The organism is Serratia sp. YWN4 (assembly GCF_055790845.1).
Map to the genome: position 1 here is coordinate 858344 of NZ_CM147696.1, position 16768 is coordinate 875111.

Genomic DNA, 16768 nt, shown 5'->3' on the forward strand with positions numbered 1-16768 from the left:
AGATTATGATTACCTTTAGTGCGACGCTCACCTGCCAGTATGATGCTATTTTCTCCCCGTTCAGTGCCGCCGATTTTTATCAGGGGCTCACTTGGCTGAAAGAGAGTGGTTTTGATGCGGCAGAGCTGTGTATTGCTGATTATAACGATGTGGATATTCCGGCAATTGCCAAAGCATTAGCCGCACAGGGTTTAGGTTGTACCACCATTGCCAGCGGGCAAGCGCGTAAACGGGAGGGGCTGTCCTTGCTGGCCGCAGACTCTGCCGTACTCCAGCGTACGCGCCAACGGATTTATCAACATATTGATGCGGCAGCAACGTTGGGCTCTTTTGTCACCATTGGCTCACTGCGCGCCACCGATAGCCCACTCAGTGCAGAACACTACAACCATTCGCTGGCAGAAGGGCTGAGCCCTTGCCTGGATTACGCACGGCAATGTGGCGTCACTCTGATCATTGAAGCGCTAAACCGCTATGAGATGAGCCATCTCAACAGCGCGGCAGAGATGATGCATTTCCTCGACTTTATTGGCAGCCCATCACATATTGGCATTTTATGGGACGTATTCCACGCCAATATTGAGGATCAGCATTTTACAGCAGCCATTCAACACATGGGCCACTGCTTGCGTCATGTGCATTTCGCCGACTCCAACCGGGCTTTTCCTGGTTATGGCCATCTGCCTTTTGATGATATCTACCGGCAGTTGCAGCTATCCGGCTATCAGGGTGCCATTTCTTTAGAGTGCCTGTGCAAACCCTCCGCGCAAGTGGTCATCGATGAGTCTGGGCCGTTTATCCAACGGCTGCGTCAGATGTGATGGGGATTCCTCTACTCACCCCATCGAGCAGCTCAGCCTGGATGCCTTTGCGGCATTACTGGACACGGTTTATAGACTATCTACCGAAGTATTCTACTGAAAAGTGCTGAAACAGCGAGGATTCACATATCTCTGATAATTGAGATATTGCCTGATATAGAAAGGATTCAATAAATTACTATACAAATTCAGATGATTGAAAAGTCTTGTGCTATGTGTTTTAAATTTACTTGCTATTTTTGCTCTGATATAATTACTTTGCCAGGTTATATAATAACACTAAGAAGTATATTTTATTGTGAGAGCATTATAATGATAGACTTTTTTGCTTTAGGTTATGATTCATTATCAAAAAAGAGATCGAGTGAGTTGTTTTCTCTTAGAAAAAAAACGTTTAAAGATCGCCTCAACTGGAGAGTCAATTGTGAAAGAAATATGGAGTTTGATGTTTATGACAATAAAAATACCACATACATTTTTGGTGTCTATAAGGAAGTTATCGTCTGTAGTTTGCGGTTTATAGAAACAAAGTTTCCTAATATGATAATAAATACATTTAAGCCTTACTTTAAACAATTGAGTTTACCTAAAGGAAACTACATCGAGGCCAGTCGTTTATTTATTGATAAAGAGCGAATAAAGGCGCTTCACCTACAAACATACCCTATCAGTTTACTCCTTTTTTTATCTATGATTAATTATGCAAAAAGTCTGAGTTATCAAGGTATTTATGCGATTGTCAGCCATCCGATGCTGATTATCTTTCAACGATCTGGCTGGCAGGTTTCTGTTGTTGAAAAGGGGTTTTCAGAGAAGCGTCAGAATATTTATCTGATTCATATGCCAGTGGATGAACACAATCAACATATTCTGACAGAACGCATCAACAAAAAATCCCCTCTCTTGAATAGAGAATTAAATGCTTGGCCATTATCATTCAGCATTAGAGAAAACCGGCCTGATAAGCTTCAATTCGACCCCGAGGCTTATGGCATGCTTGGCATTGGTAACACCTAGTTTTTTGATAGCATTACCAACATGATATTTTACTGTGGTGAGTTTTATCCCTAAGATAAGGGCGATCTCTTGATAAGATTTTCCCATGCTTGCCCAGTAAAGTATTTCGTTTTCACGCTTGGAGAATAACTCTTTTGGGTTTGTTTTTTCAAAGTGATTTGTATTGTTAAACTCTTGATAAAGTGTTATCAATTTCTCATGTGCTGTTAGTAACAACATTTGAAGGTCGTTTTTCTTGTCTATTATTAGCGTTTCTATATCGTCATCGCAAGAATTATCCATTATCATAGACAGAACAGCCAGATTATGGTTATGATCGTGAAGTACAAATGTATACCCATTAATGACGTTATAGTTTTTGGCCATGTCAAAAATTTTCGGCATTTTTAACCCTGAGCTGATCATTATATTCTCATCCCAAGGGAAGGGGGTAACACGGTACGATGCAGTAATAAGAACGGGGTCTATGAATTGATAATTGTTTTTAGTGTAAAATTCAAACCATTCTGTTCTATTGGAGATAATGGCAAAATCTGTTGGGTTCTTTTTATTCATTATCGCATAGGCATATTTAATGTTGCTAAACGCCTTCAGGTTTTTCTCCAAATAGTTTTTTATGGATGTATTGATAATCGAGTTATTAAAGAATGAATTGGACACCCAGATATCTCCTTGATAAAAAATCATCATCACGGCAAGAGTATAGCATAAGATACATGCTGTAAAATAATTATCTGATAAATATGAATAACTTTCAGGGGGTGACGTGAGTATTTTATAATATGAAACTGAGAAAATCACGCTGACTATCCCTGTATCATAATACATAAATCTGCCAAACAGGTATCAATCCCGGCCCGCCAGAGAAGAAGCATGGCTGTGCAAATATTGAACGAATAAATATTCAGTTTGATTACGACTGAATGAAAGCCTGTATTATTTATGTTTTAAATAACAAATAGATGGCTGAATTATGGGGCGGCAGCAATACAGAAAAAGCCTTACTCGTATATCACCGAGTAAGACAAAAAATTGACAGATTATTAACTATTCGCAATAATGCTTAAAAATTTCCCTGGTGTTGGCCAAATTGGCGACTGATCCTCTAAGTAGGATCAGTTTTTTTGCATTCAAAACACTTTATTCTTGTGTGGTAATAATAAGGTTTTTTATTAATGAATGCTAGATAGACTAAAGTACAGTCATGCACTGTACTTTGTCGGTAAAATACCTTCATATCGTATTTTTTAATAAACGCGCTAATTCAGTGCGGCCATCGAGTCACAGGGGGGATACTCCCTTTTGCCAGATACCTGCTACTGCTTGGTATTGCCACTCGCTCCTCTGAGCGCATTGCTGCGAAACTGCTTCAAATATCTCTACTTTACACAAAAATGTGGCCCAACCTAACAATTATGCAATCTAAAAAAGCGGGCGTGCCCACTTAAATTTTATACAAGGACTAGTTGCCTGTTTTTGATATGTTCTTCCTGACAATGGAGACAGGCAAATTATGGACGAAAAGAAACTTAAGGCACTCGCTGCTGAGCTGGCCAAAGGCATTAAAACCGAAGCCGATCTCAATGCGTTTTCTCGTATGTTGACCAAGCTCACCGTCGAAACCGCCTTGAATGCCGAGCTGACTGACCACCTCGGCCATGAAAAAAACACCCCTAAAAAAGGCTCGAATGCCCGTAACGGTTACTCGTCTAAAACGCTGCTCACTGATGATGGTGAGTTCGAACTGAATACACCCCGTGACCGTGAAGGCTCCTTTGAGCCCCAACTGATAAAGAAAAACCAGACGCGTATCACGCAGATGGACAGCCAGATTTTATCCTTATATGCCAAAGGGATGACGACGAGGGAAATCGTCGCCACGTTCAAGGAGATGTACGATGCCGACGTGTCACCCACGCTGATATCCAAAGTCACCGATGCCGTTAAAGAGCAGGTTACCGAGTGGCAAAACCGGCCACTGGACTCACTGTATCCCATTGTTTACCTTGACTGTATTGTGGTGAAGGTGCGTCAAAATGGCAGCGTCATCAACAAGGCCGTGTTCCTTGCCCTGGGCATCAACACCGAGGGTCAGAAAGAACTTCTGGGCATGTGGCTGGCAGAAAATGAAGGGGCGAAGTTTTGGCTCAACGTATTGACTGAGCTGAAAAATCGGGGTCTTCAGGATATCCTGATTGCCTGCGTCGATGGCCTGAAAGGCTTCCCCGATGCGATAAACAGCGTCTATCCGCAAACCCACATCCAACTGTGCATTATCCACATGGTACGCAACAGCCTGAAGTACGTGTCGTGGAAAGACTACAAAGCGGTCACCAGCGGGTTGAAAACAGTGTACCAGGCCCCGACAGAGGAGGCGGCCCTGATGGCGTTGGACAAGTTCGCAGGCGTCTGGGATGAGAAATACCCGCAAATCAGCAAAAGCTGGCGTACTCACTGGGAAAATCTCAACACGTTCTTCGGCTATCCAGCGGATATCCGCAAGGCGATCTACACGACCAACGCAATCGAGTCGCTGAACAGCGTGATCCGGCAGGCGATTAAAAAGCGTAAAGTGTTCCCGACAGATGACTCGGTGAGAAAAGTGATTTATCTGGCGATCCAGGCGGCGTCGAAAAAATGGAATATGCCGATCCAAAACTGGCGGTTGGCGATGAGTCGTTTTATTATCGAATTCGGTGACCGCTTAGACGGTCACCTTTAATATGTTGGCAGTTACACAGAATTATGGACAGGCTCCAAAACGCGGACCCACATCAAGCACCAGTTATCCTCTGGTGAATATCCGTCACCCAATTAGTGCCTTAGCTTTCGCTCTAATCTCTGCCAGTTCAGCAGGCGTCACTGTGCCTTTTTTAGTTATCTTCCTTGCTCTCCAGTCAACACAGGTCACTTGGTCCGCCAGGGCTACGCTTTCGCGGCTGCCCGATAATTCTACCTCAAAGGGGTAGCCTTTAACCTTCGTGGTGCAGGGAACAAAAAGCAGCAGGCCAACGGGATTATTGTAAGAAAAAGGGCTAAGCACAACGGCTGGGTGGTAACCTCCCTGTTCGTGGCCTTCCACCGGGTCGAAATCAATCCAGATCAGATCTCCGCAAGTGGGAACAAAGCGTGAAACCATTTAGAGTAATTCCTTTCCAACGGGCACACCGAAAGTTACCTTTTCGTGAAGGTTCTCTGGTGTGATGCCGGATAACAGCGACTCGAGGGAATATTCTTGCGTTTTTACCGGGATCAAAACGATCTGCCCCTCCTCGTTTATTTTCAAATCAAGTTTGTCTTCAACATGCAATGCTGCCGCTTGCATGATGCTGGCCGGTATCCTGATTGATGGGCTGTTACCCCATTTCTTTAACGTGACTGTAGCCATTTTCATTACCTCTTAAGCAAGTATATACACTGTATAGGATAAACAATGTATCTACAATTATGGTGATTAATATGTTAGGTGTTTAGAAACTGCCGAGAATGCTGTTGGGATGTCAGTGGGTTTGATAGAGGACGGTTACCGGTGGAGATCGCCAGTGCTATTGAGGAAACCTGCGGCTTCTTTGGGGATAGAGATTGTAATTTTATAACTAATTAATATTTAAGTACTTTAACTTGACACTGTTACATCTATAGCAAGTTGGGCTAAATCTGACAGGCAGCTTTGTGCCTAGGCTGTGTGAAAACTCTGGCCAAAAGCTAAAATGGGATTATGTCCATGACACACTGCGCGCAAGTATTTAAGTGTTAATGAAGGTGCCGCATGACTACAACAACTCCTGGGGTAAGAAGTGTGTTTCAGGACACCATTACATTTATTTAAGTCTATTTAAATTTAAAAATAAACTTTATTTGTATACTTTACCCATAGAAAATATATTTTTATTAAATTAATATATGAAAAATCAATATTTTCTGGTGATATATGAATATTTCCACTGTAAAATCTATCCTAAAAAGTAGCGAGCATACTGAGTGGGTGCGTAATGTTAACTTTACACACTTTACCTATAAAGCAGATGTTTGTCTAAGAATTGAGAAAACTCAAAGCGCTATTCCAGTAAACAGTGCTTGGGTCAAGGAGTTTCCAAACCCTCACTGTTATGGAGTGATATACACGGTATATTATAATCAGTCAGTTATTAGCGAGCATGAGTATATTTTTATTGATGAGCGTGTAGCTATCCCAGCACAGGCGCATTTACGATTTGAAAAAGACGATGTTAATATGGCTAAAATAATAAATAGTGGTGACTCATTACTCAATGGGTACTTGAAATTCTTAAGAATAGAAACCTGATTAAAAGAGTAATGTTACATTGAAATAAATGATAGCAGTTTCATCAAAGCATTTAGCTAATAAGGTTGTTTTCTATTCTCTTCAGTGATGAGACAAGATCCTGTAGCGACTTGGCACCCAGTTTCTCTAATGCATTCATTTTATGTCGACTGACTGTTTTGATGCTTCTTTGTGTTTTATGTGATATCTGATACTGAGAGTAACCCCGGAATATGTAGCTTAAGACTCGACACTCTGCATCAGTCAAATATCCTCTGTATTTGATACTTTCATTTTCATCATCAATGTAGTCACTTTTAACTAACTTAGAGAAAAGAAGGTTAATGTTATCATTCTTGTAAAGAATTTCATTGACAAAACCGTTGCCAAAAAAGGACTTTGATATCCCTGAAGGTAGGTTCGTCACCAACATAAGGTTAATGCTATCACGGTAAAGACTTAGCCCATTACTCACAAAATCTAACGATTGCATCAAACTGTAGCACTTACCGTTAGGTTCAAGGATTATCGTACCATAATCAAAAAATGGGGGGGTGAGATCCTTTAAGGAATAAAAGCTTACAATCTTTTCATCAGGAATATGATGTTTTTGCAGTACAGCCTTGATGGCATAATGCACAAATTTATCATCATCAATAATAGCTATCTTTTTCATATATTAGCCTGTTAATTTAAAAAGTAATGTGCAATATGCACTAAGTATATAATTTAATTACGTGCCATCACATTATACGATAGCGATATACACACCATTAGCATCAGACCAATAGTAATGAAGTTAAGCGAATTTTTCTCAGGAAATAATTCTATCAACATATTTTCTTGCAGTCGCGGAGAAAGTAGTACAATTTAGGACTTTCCCTCACCGTTAATACACTTTGTCAAAGAGGGAATATAGCGATTCAGTCGGATAAAATTCGCGGTTATACCTGAAATGTACAGACATCTTGCCGCACCGCCAGCAATTGAATAGCCAAGTGGTTGGCCGGGTGTAAAAAATAAGTGATACCTATTTACTGGTAGATCAATGTCATGGTTGCCCTGCCAGACACGCTGCCTGCGGTGCTGGTGGCGGCAGTCGCCTTATAGGTGGCAATCAGCGGAATAGTTAATGTCCCCCCAGCCGTGCCGACGCTACCGATACTAAAGGCGTTGGTGGTACCCACCAGGTCTGAATCTGGCCCAAAATTCAACGGTGTTTGCAGATTATTACGATACAGGGCAATGGCCACGTTAGAGCTGTCCGTTACGCCCTTGGTTAGCTGGTTGGTCCGGTTAGTCGTGGTTTGTGCATCGGTAAACACCACAGAGATCTGGTTGCTGTAAGAACTGGCAGTGCAGTTTATATTGACCGTCACGTTTTGGGTAAGGCTGGAGAGTGAGCCGGCTCCGCCAAGGGTCTTGATATCTGCCGGGGGGAGCGTAACCACACTCGGCGCCGAGATACTACAGGTTTTGTTACGGATAACCACCGTCAGCGGGCGTACATAACTGCCGTTACTGGTACCGGTAATCAATTCAAAAGCACCATTCGGGCCGCCATTTTTTGAAGTAAGAACCCTGTTGCTAACAAAAGCGACCATCGATATGTTGTAGGTCCCAGGGGGGATTTCTGTGCCCAACGTGACTACCGCGCCTGCGGCAAGTCTTGAGTGACCCAGCAACCACCCACCAGGATTACCCGGAGTGTAGGGGGGGGAGAGTATTTGCCTGGCCTCTAGGGGTAATAAGTGGTGTAAAGCTGTATGGCGAGCTATCCTGCTGAATAGACAGGATTACTCCAAACGGCAACGCGGGCGATAATTGATACACCATATAAGTCAGGCCATCGTCGGGATTCACCATCGTTTGCAAAGCGGTTAACTGTGGCGTGGTCTCAGCTTTGTACCACCAGCCAGCAGATTGCTCTCCCGTGGGGCATGTCGAATTGATAAGGTCCCCCGTCCCAACTCGAATCGTCGGCATGGCGCGTACCGGTGTCCAAGGCGGTGGTGAGCCAATAAAAGTGATAGTTTCCCCCACATTATAGGAGAAATCGACATACCTACTTGAAATAGTGCAAACTGCCTGCACCTGCATTGCGCACAATAGCGCAGCTCCGGGAATAATTAACCTACGCACCAGGCTGGTTTTAGGATTCATACTATTTTCCTGAGTAAGGTTACATACAGCTATGTTCAACAGATAATGCAATGAGCATTACCCTGTGCCAAATCCAAGCGTCCTTACTCAGGCAAAGTATAGACCAGAACACATTGTTGCTCTGATGCATCATGCCGCTTCACCCGCAAAGTCTGGAGTACCCACAGGAACAGCATCACTTGACAAAAAATTTATTTATCAATTAATAATGGTGGATAATCGCACTGTCTTATAAATAAATGGTGATACAGCAATAGCACTTAATTAAGGCTTATGATTAAAACACAATACGGCTAATTACTGGTATTTTACATGGCCGGAAAAAATGAGAACATTAATATCTTTCTGGAAGTTTACTCATTTTTAATAACTTCCCGCTCTTGATTTCTATATAGCCCCCTTTTCTAAGCTCTGAGATAATATTCATTACTGTACTTCTGGAAAGGTTTGTCCTTTGCGTAATGAAATCGCAAACATTAATCTTATCAGACAACTCTTCATTACGATGGATATCAAGAATAAAGTTTCTGACCACTTTGTACGAACTATAACCAAATGCCATTTCATCCCTGAACAGCAGGATGTCAATATAGAAAGCCAGAACATGCGAGAAGCTCTCCCACAACCCATTTTCATGGATAATATTCAGCGCGTCTTTGCTCGGAAGGAAGCACACTTCCATATCCGTTTCAGCGACAATATAATAGGGCATGGAGACCAGCAAACCTGCAATCATCGGTGCCTGAACGGTGCCAAGATAGAGGCCATCACTGCTTCTCACGATCGAAAACTGTCCCTTTTTTAGCACCACGCATTTATTTGATTGATTGTCCATAAGAAAACGGCTTTTCGCAGGAATGGTGACTTCATTCGCATTGCGGCCATAACATAAGAGACCATTAATCTTTAATATATGTTTTAATGGTTTCAATAAATTTTTTATCTTTACACCTGACATATTCATTATCACTCAGCCTCATATGTCCATTTCTAAGACCAGGCTATTACATCATTATAATAAGCAACTACCTTACTGGATGGCACAGCGTATGTTCTCTTCGGTAATCTATGCCATCACGCACATGTCATTGAAATCCATCCTGATAATACAGCTATGTGGATTTATCTTAGGTGATAATTCTATCAACATATTTTTCCGTAGTCGCGGCAAAAATAGTGTAATTTAGGACTTTTTCCCGCTTGTCAATCCGTATTGACCTACCAATAGCCTTTGCCAGGAGGTAGGGGATCAATGGGGTAATGCTGCGGGGTAATTACACCTAAGAAATATGGAATGGCAGGTAAGTGGATAAGTACTAAATTATTAATCGTTCGGGTAACAGAGCTGCTCCGTTTGTAGCGTTAACTCCTTTGTCGCTCGCCAGCCAGCCATCCGACATTCTGTGAGATGGCTGGCGTAATATATAAGAAATAATTATTGGTAAATCAACGTCATGGTTGCCCTGCCAGATACGCTGCCTGGGGTGCTGGTGGCGGCAGTGGCTCTATAGGCGGCAATTAGCGGGATCGTTAATGTGCCCCCAGCCGTGCCCAGGCTACCAATGCTAAAGGAGTTGGTGGTGCCCAGTTGATCCGAATCTGGCCCAAAATTCAACGGCGTTTGCAGATTATTGCGGTACAGGGCAATGGCCACGTTAGAGCTGTCCGTTGCACCCTTGGTTAACTGGTGGCTCCGGTTAGCGGCATTCTGCCCATCGGTAAACACCACGGAGAGCCAGTTGGTATACGCACTGGCAGGACAGTTTACGTTTACTGGCACGTTCTGAGTCGTGCTGGAGAGTGAACCTGTGCCGCCAAAGGTCTTGGCATCTGCTGGGGGAAGCGTCACCACGCTGGGTGCCGAGACGCTGCATGTTTTACTACGAATAACCACTGTCACCGCGGGTAGATATGCAATGCCACTAACACCTTGCGATACACCATTTACCATAAGAGTGTTGCGGCTAAAGTTGGTACGAGGAATACTGTAGGTACCAGGGGTAAGTGCCGTACCCAACGTCACTATTGTGCCAGTCATGGACATTGTTGTCCCACCCATAAAGGCGCCGCTATCCGCTGATAATGTCCAGCCCCTAAATGTCTGACCTGTTGCTATAGTAAGAGGAACTATTGTACCAGCAGTACCAGGGGTAGTATTAGTATTAACAGAAGCGATCACCCCAAATTGCGATGTTACTCTATACACCATATAGGTTCGACCATCATCGGGGTTAGATATCGTTTGCTGGTTGGCTAACAGCGGCACAGTGTCGAGCCTTATAGTGCCAGGTAGACTAGGGTTGCAAAATATATTCCCAATGGCTCTAGGTGTCACAAGAGTTTGTAACGGGGTCCATGTGCGCAGCGATTCGACATAGGTTAGATTCGTCCCCTCAGCATAGAAAATTGGGATAGGATTGGTTGCCACAGTACAAGCGGCCTGCGCTTGTAGTGTGCTTAATACCCACAGCAGTGCGACACTGGGAATCATGAGCTTATGGGCCAGACTCTTTTTAAGGGCCATATATATTTTCCTGAAATAAAGTTAACTAAAACTGCACTTAGCGGATAATGCAGCTGGCCTTCACCCGCTCAAAATCTGGGCTGCCCTGTGTTGCCGGTTCAGACAGAGTATAGCTCAGCGCGCACTGTTGCCCTGGTTCGTCACCCCATTTCACCCGCAACTTTGGCTGTGGCTGCTGGCGTGCTCCGGCTTGGTGTGCCAGCAGGATCATCACCCGCCCACCTTGCCCTACCACGCCCACCACTTTGTTTGCTTCATCCAGCACTTCGGCACCGAAAGGCACCTCGCTATTGCTGATATCCATCATCAGCGAACGGCCCACCGTGGTCTTGAATTTCACTAACGTGACCGAGCCTGAGCGCGGCGCAAAGGTCTGCACCGAGCTGTCGAGCTGCACATTCATGGGTAAATTCTGTGGATCGATGGCTAGCGTATTGAGGCGATACGGTAACAGGTTGGTGGCCAACCCCAGGCTATCCTTGCCTATCTTGCTGCTGTTATTGGTGATCTGCGCCCCTTCTGCCCCCGGAGCCTCAATCACCGCGAAGGTTGAACCGAGCCGTGGGCCAAACTTGACGCCACCGCCATAGGCCACTACGCCCCCGGACATCCCCAACGACGCCTGACGGTAATTGCTGGCCAGGCTAGAGGTGCCGTTAATATCGCCATAATCGCTGTTATAGTTCCCCCCCAGGCTCAGGCTACTGTTGCCACGATTTTGAGACTGGCTGGCGCTGGCAAAATAGGAGGCCTTACCGCTATCCCCCAAGCTGCCACTGAGCCCAATCTGATCGCTACGCTGCCTCCCTTTGGTGTCTTGCCCGTGGTTCAGCATCAGCATCTGCGGGCGCTCGCGGCCAATTGGCATGCTCATAGACAGCTGAATATAAGGCTCACTGTTCACACCACCGTTGCCTTCCAGCGAATAAACCCGTGTATTCTGATAGCTTACGCCGAATGTAATACCCTGCCAGTTGGCGTTATAGCCCACGATATAGCTGTCTTGCCGACCCGAGTTCCAGAACTGTTGGCTGGAACCCGTTACATAGATACTTCCCAGTTCGTAAGGCAGTTCCTGGTTAATTGTCGCTTCCAGACGCGTTTTCTGCCGTTGAACGGTCGACGTTGGCATGTTCTGGCTGGCAAACTGCTCCATCGACATCGCATCCTGCAAGGACAGATAGCCAGAGGTAGAATAGCGGTAGGCCGCGAGCGTCAGGTTGGTTTTGGTGGTATCTATCAACCGGCTGAAAGCCGCGCGATAGCTGTTCCCGGAGTAATTGCTGCCATCGGAAAGTGCCGCACGCGAGTGGGTCACCTCCAGAGAAAGTGCCCCGATACCGGTATTGATCGCATTACCCAGCAACAGGGCCTGATAACGCTGTGCGACCTGTGCGCCAAGATAACTTGTCAGGTTGTTGCTGATACCACGTTGGTAGGTCACCTCACCCACCGATGGGTTCAGCGTCCAGGTCTGGTTACGGTACTGGCCTGCAGAAGCACTAAAACGCTGAGCTCCCGGGCGCAGTAACTGTGGCAGTGAGGAGTAAGGCACCGTAATCACTCTGACAGTACCATCCGCTTCCTGGATGTTAACAATCAGGTCACCGGAATAACTGGTCGGATACAGATCGTTAATCTCGAAAGGCCCCGGAGCCACCGTAGTCTGATAGATGATCTGATCATTCTGCATAACGCTGACTTTGGCGTTACTGTTGGCGGTACCGCGGATGGTGGGCGCAAAGCCAGTCAAACTGTCTGGCAGCATGCGGTCATCGGAGTGCAGCGAAATACCACGGAAGCGGAAGCTCTGGAACAGGTTACTCTGAGTGGAAGTGTCCCCCACGCGGAGTTGCGCCCTGAGTGCCGTAATGTCGTGCTCCAGATAAGTGGCGGCAGTGCTGTAATGAGCCTCGCTCGCCGCCCCTGTTCTCTGTGCCCAATTAAGGGTGCCGACATGCCTTAAGCGATAGTCTCCTAAGTTTAGACCCGCCTGTAGGCCACTGTAGAGGCTGGTACTGGTGGTATCACTGGTGTTACTGGTGAACGCGTTCGCGCTGTAATCCAGCATGGCTGCATTGATGCTAGACTGCCACTGTTCTGGTGGCACCCAGCCTCGGGGAGCATGCTGTATATAAATCTGTGGAACGCTCAATGTCAGCTTCTGCTCACCTTGGTCATAATCATAACTGGCTCCAGGTAACATAACGCTAAACGGCTGACAGCTCTTTGTCTGATCTTCTACTACGCCCTTGTCAGCAGCTAATACTCCTTTGGCCGTTGCGTCAGAGGCCCCTGTTTTGGGAACCTTCACCCCTAAAGTTGTATTAAGGAACGTTTCACTCAGGCATGGCTCCGCCGAGGCATTGGCCGCTGCGTTTTCCGGCTGGGCGAATTTAACGTCATAACGGCCAACTACCGTTTGATTAAGCACCAGATCAAGGCGATAAATCCCCGGCGTAACAGGGTTACCTTTGCTATAACGCTCGAGGTTAACATCACTGGAGGGGCCCAGAAAAATTGAATCAAAAGAGACGTCTTGATTGGTACTAAGCGTTTTTTTGTTGGTACTGCTAATGGCAGCAGTCTCGGCGGCGTTCGCAATTGCAGTCGATAATATAGATATTACGGCCAGAGAAACACCGCATAAGCGGAAAGTCTTCTGGGCCACCTTTTTTCTCACAGCCTTATTTTCCCTGACCTTGTCCATTATTATGTCTCATAACACAATTGCATCAACACCCTGATGCCATATCAATTAAATAAAACTTTATTCTCTAAAATAGAGTTTCGCCATAATAAAAAATAGAGTCGGAAATAACAGCCAGTTCCATTCAGATAAAATCCGATGCTGCTATTATCAATCCGCTCTGTCCACCGTTAAAGGGGATGTAGACTACTGGATATTTTTTGCTTTAATGTATTCCAGCCTCAGTGGCTCAGCGTGCCGGTTCTTTTACCTGTGTCAGCGTTTTACCTGACACACCTGTATATTTCTCGACAGCACCATAATCATTGAGCACACCCACATTGATCTTCCCGGCACTGCCATTCAGGTTACTGGCCCCGTTAAGCACAAACTCGGCGGTACTTTTTGGTGTTACCATGCCCCCCCCATCATGCTGATATTTCTTACCCGCTACCGCAAATTCTATCGCGGAAAAAGACACATGGAATGGCGTCGGGTTAACAACTTTAAGGTGGTTTCCTTCCACACTGAAAACAAGCGCGGTTGGCGCACTGAAAATATCCTCTTTCAATTCCACAGGGCGGTAAAAAACTTTAATCCGGTTACGGAAGGCCATCTGTAAAATATTCTTTTCTTTCTCTTCAGCGGACAGTGCCGGTATTTCCAGCGTATTCAGCCAAAAGAGAGATTCCCGATCCGTCGGCAAGGGGGTGCTGTCACCGGAAAATATCAGGCGTATCATCTGACTTTTCTGTGGATCCATACGGAATACCGGTGTCGGTATGGTGAACGGTGTGCGGATATCTTTTGGTGCGGCATTCATATCCCCAGCATCGATCCAGACCTGAACCAGCACCGGTTTGTTATTATCGTTGGTCAAACGCACACTGACGTCCGAAGCCTTCGACATATACACGATCCGCGTTCCGCCAATCACCACATTGGCTTCTGCTTGCATCGTGAGCCCCAACAACATCGTTGCCAGGCACAGACCGACTTTCTTTAACTTCAGGCTAATCATAATATTCCCAAGATTGTCTGGCATCCGGTAAAGGCACGCCACCAGAAGGTAGCATGCTCTAGTGATTTCGCAGTTTCTCGAGCTTAGTTATAAACTACAGAGTATGCGACAGAGGCAGTAACAGCACCTGCAGAAGCTGGGCCGTTAACTGTTTTATAGGCAGCAATATAATTCAGAGTACCCTGGTTGTTGGTAATGGTTGTTGTAGCATTGTTGTTTGTAGTACTAGAACCCAGCATGATTTGTGAGGAGTCAGCTGCGTTCAGGATAGCAACCTTCACGTTGGTTGCTGGAGTAGCGGCGGTGTTGTTCAGCAGGCCGGTAGTAGCATCTACACCTGCACCACTTTCAAACTGCACTTTAGCAATAGAACCGTTGCTACAAGTGGCTTCGCCAGTTGCGCCTAAGTTAATCTGGAAAGGCGTTGTACCAGCAACAGCACCAGCACCAGCCAATGCAGAAGCATCAACGGTTGGCAGGTTAACGATCATATTGGCAGGAGTACCAGATGGATTGCTGTTAACTGAACAGGTAACGCTGCTGACAGAACCGTTAAAGATAATAGTGCCATTCGCTGCATTAGCTGCCGTAGATACGCCAAAGCCCATTACTAATACTGCAATAACTTTTTTCATGCTAGTCATGATAGAAATAATTTCCGTTTATAAAATTTCCGATGAAATCTTTAAAGACTACTATTTGAGATAGCCTTTAACACTATCTTATGTCGCAAAGTGGTGCTGCATAAGTTGGAAATATCATATCACGTGGAGTGATAAATAGAATACATCCGCCACGGCAGATTAAGTAGGACTGATGAGTTGTAATGCTATGAATCTAAAGGGTAAAAATAAAAATAAATAAATAAACACTTAAAAACAAAGGTTATTTTTTTTATAAATCTATTAAGTATAAAAATGGACATAAAAAAATTAATATGGATATTGATTTGTATAAAAATAAATATTCCTGCTTATCACTCTCTTTTTTACTTAAATGAGTTGGCTTTTTATAGCGATTTTAAATGGCTCTAGAGATGCGTAGTTGGGCTAAAAATACGTTTCAGATACCGAACGGTGTTACACCAAAAAATATTTCAAGTTGCCGGTAGCGAGCCGAGTAACAAAGATAGCCCACGTTCCTGGAGTGTGAACGTTCAAAATGAGGTGATGGCACTGAAAGCCTGTCAGCCCTCTATCGCAGACGACAGGCCATCAAGGGTAGGTTAGTTATACACTACCGAATAGGCGACTGCGGCCATGACGGCGCCCGCAGTGGCACCACCGTTGACCGTTTTATAGGCGGCAATATAGTTCAGGGTTCCTTGATTGTTGGTAATGGTTGTTGAGGCATGGTTGTTTGGTGCGCTAGAGCCAACCAGGATTGGTGAGAAATCATCAGCATTTAGCAGAGTGACCTTCACATCATTTGCCGGTAAGTGGGTGGCGATATTATTTAACATTCCGGTAGTGGTATCGACGCCGGTACCACTTTCAAACTGTACTTTGGCTACCGAGCCGTTAGTGCATGACGCCTCACCTGCGTTCCCTAGCACAATCTGGAACGGCGTTGTACCGGCGATGGCACCCGCACTAACCAGCGCCGAAGCATCCACGGTGGGCAAGCTTACCGTCATATTTGCCCCACCGTTAGCGGCCTGGCCGTTGATCGAACAGGTGACACTGCTGACGGTACCGTTAAAGGTAATAGTTCCAGAAGCAGACTGTGCAGTTGCAGAAATGCCCAGACTTATAACAGCAATAGATATGATTTTTTTCATAATTAATATACCTTATAAAATAATGGTGGCAATGAAATATAGGAGAGGTATGTGGTCAGTATACCTCTCTTATTTTAATGGGGAATGAATAAAGAAAGAGATTTATATAGTCCCCTCTGGCTTATGGAAATTATGACCCCTCACGCCTGAAATCGCCTCATCTTCTGTGACTGCCTTACTATTAACAGATGCGGAAATATCCGGAGGTAATAAAATTAGACTGTAGTTTACAGATAGTCAAGCAAGGCCTCTGATATTAAAAAGCTGATGCTATTAGGTGTAGTTAGTGAGTATAATGCTATGTGTACACCTATGGTCTACGGAGTCTATACATGTTGCATAGATATTTTTCGATAGCTTAACCGGCTCTACAGAAAACGCCTTACCTAAGTCGAAGTTTTTAGTTCGCACTTCGCCATTACGAAAGCAGGTATACTTCAGATCGCTACTATCACTAATCACGGTGCA

At 45.0% G+C, this 16768-nt stretch carries 16 protein-coding genes; 4 read left to right on the top strand and 12 right to left on the bottom strand.

From position 1 onward, the window contains the following. Window positions 1-5 precede the first annotated feature (5 nt). Together ACX9GT_RS04000 and ACX9GT_RS04005 are read left to right on the top strand one after the other, a co-directional pair. A complete protein-coding gene (locus tag ACX9GT_RS04000; protein ID WP_473189923.1) occupies window positions 6-821 on the top strand; it encodes a sugar phosphate isomerase/epimerase family protein in 816 nt (271 codons plus the stop codon). Between the two features lie 312 nt (window positions 822-1133). After that, window positions 1134-1838 carry an acyl-homoserine-lactone synthase gene (locus ACX9GT_RS04005; RefSeq protein ID WP_473189924.1) on the top strand — a complete coding sequence of 235 codons (705 nt, stop codon included), beginning with the start codon at window positions 1134-1136 and terminating at the stop codon, window positions 1836-1838. Here the strand turns inward: ACX9GT_RS04005 and ACX9GT_RS04010 are convergent. Beyond that, window positions 1755-2498 (bottom strand): helix-turn-helix transcriptional regulator, encoded by a 744-nt coding sequence (locus ACX9GT_RS04010; protein WP_473189925.1) that lies wholly within the window; start codon window positions 2496-2498, stop codon window positions 1755-1757. The genes ACX9GT_RS04005 and ACX9GT_RS04010 overlap by 84 nt on opposite strands. 853 nt (window positions 2499-3351) lie before the next feature. On the opposite strand from ACX9GT_RS04010, the gene ACX9GT_RS04015 reads away from it, so the two are divergent. Further along, a complete protein-coding gene (locus ACX9GT_RS04015; protein WP_473189926.1) occupies window positions 3352-4560 on the top strand; it encodes an IS256 family transposase in 1209 nt (402 codons plus the stop codon). An 84-nt stretch (window positions 4561-4644) separates the two neighbouring features. On the opposite strand, the gene mazF is transcribed toward ACX9GT_RS04015, so the two are convergent. Beyond that, window positions 4645-4977, bottom strand: a complete 333-nt coding sequence (mazF, locus tag ACX9GT_RS04020; RefSeq protein WP_473189927.1) for an endoribonuclease MazF — start codon at window positions 4975-4977, stop codon at window positions 4645-4647. Beyond that, window positions 4978-5226: an AbrB/MazE/SpoVT family DNA-binding domain-containing protein gene (locus ACX9GT_RS04025; protein ID WP_023492664.1), complete on the bottom strand. Its 249-nt coding sequence runs from the start codon at window positions 5224-5226 to the stop codon at window positions 4978-4980. A 543-nt stretch (window positions 5227-5769) separates the two neighbouring features. Here ACX9GT_RS04025 and ACX9GT_RS04030 point away from each other — a divergent pair. Then, a complete protein-coding gene (locus tag ACX9GT_RS04030) occupies window positions 5770-6144 on the top strand; it encodes a hypothetical protein (RefSeq protein WP_473189928.1) in 375 nt (124 codons plus the stop codon). Between the two features lie 52 nt (window positions 6145-6196). Here ACX9GT_RS04030 and ACX9GT_RS04035 read toward each other — a convergent pair whose 3' ends face one another. The 9 genes from ACX9GT_RS04035 to ACX9GT_RS04075 all read right to left on the bottom strand — a co-directional run bounded on the left by ACX9GT_RS04035 (window position 6197) and on the right by ACX9GT_RS04075 (window position 16300). Then, complete coding sequence (locus tag ACX9GT_RS04035) at window positions 6197-6799, bottom strand: helix-turn-helix domain-containing protein (RefSeq protein WP_473189929.1); 603 nt, start codon at window positions 6797-6799, stop codon at window positions 6197-6199. A gap of 358 nt (window positions 6800-7157) precedes the next feature. Then, on the bottom strand, window positions 7158-7661 hold the full coding sequence (locus tag ACX9GT_RS04040) for a fimbrial protein (protein ID WP_473189930.1): 504 nt from the start codon (window positions 7659-7661) through the stop codon (window positions 7158-7160). Window positions 7662-7821: 160 nt separating this feature from the next. Further along, window positions 7822-8286 (bottom strand): hypothetical protein, encoded by a 465-nt coding sequence (locus ACX9GT_RS04045; protein WP_473189931.1) that lies wholly within the window; start codon window positions 8284-8286, stop codon window positions 7822-7824. Window positions 8287-8620: 334 nt separating this feature from the next. After that, entirely contained in the window at window positions 8621-9250 is a 630-nt protein-coding gene (locus tag ACX9GT_RS04050; RefSeq protein ID WP_473189932.1) for a helix-turn-helix domain-containing protein, read from the bottom strand. 471 nt (window positions 9251-9721) lie between these two features. Beyond that, window positions 9722-10138 (bottom strand): fimbrial protein, encoded by a 417-nt coding sequence (locus tag ACX9GT_RS04055; RefSeq protein ID WP_473189933.1) that lies wholly within the window; start codon window positions 10136-10138, stop codon window positions 9722-9724. Window positions 10139-10847: 709 nt separating this feature from the next. Beyond that, window positions 10848-13493: a fimbria/pilus outer membrane usher protein gene (locus tag ACX9GT_RS04060; RefSeq protein ID WP_473189934.1), complete on the bottom strand. Its 2646-nt coding sequence runs from the start codon at window positions 13491-13493 to the stop codon at window positions 10848-10850. A gap of 256 nt (window positions 13494-13749) precedes the next feature. Further along, window positions 13750-14520: a fimbria/pilus periplasmic chaperone gene (locus ACX9GT_RS04065; RefSeq protein ID WP_473189935.1), complete on the bottom strand. Its 771-nt coding sequence runs from the start codon at window positions 14518-14520 to the stop codon at window positions 13750-13752. A gap of 83 nt (window positions 14521-14603) precedes the next feature. Beyond that, entirely contained in the window at window positions 14604-15155 is a 552-nt protein-coding gene (locus ACX9GT_RS04070) for a fimbrial protein (protein WP_473189936.1), read from the bottom strand. Between the two features lie 590 nt (window positions 15156-15745). Further along, a complete protein-coding gene (locus tag ACX9GT_RS04075) occupies window positions 15746-16300 on the bottom strand; it encodes a fimbrial protein (RefSeq protein WP_473189937.1) in 555 nt (184 codons plus the stop codon). Window positions 16301-16768: the final 468 nt, after the last annotated feature.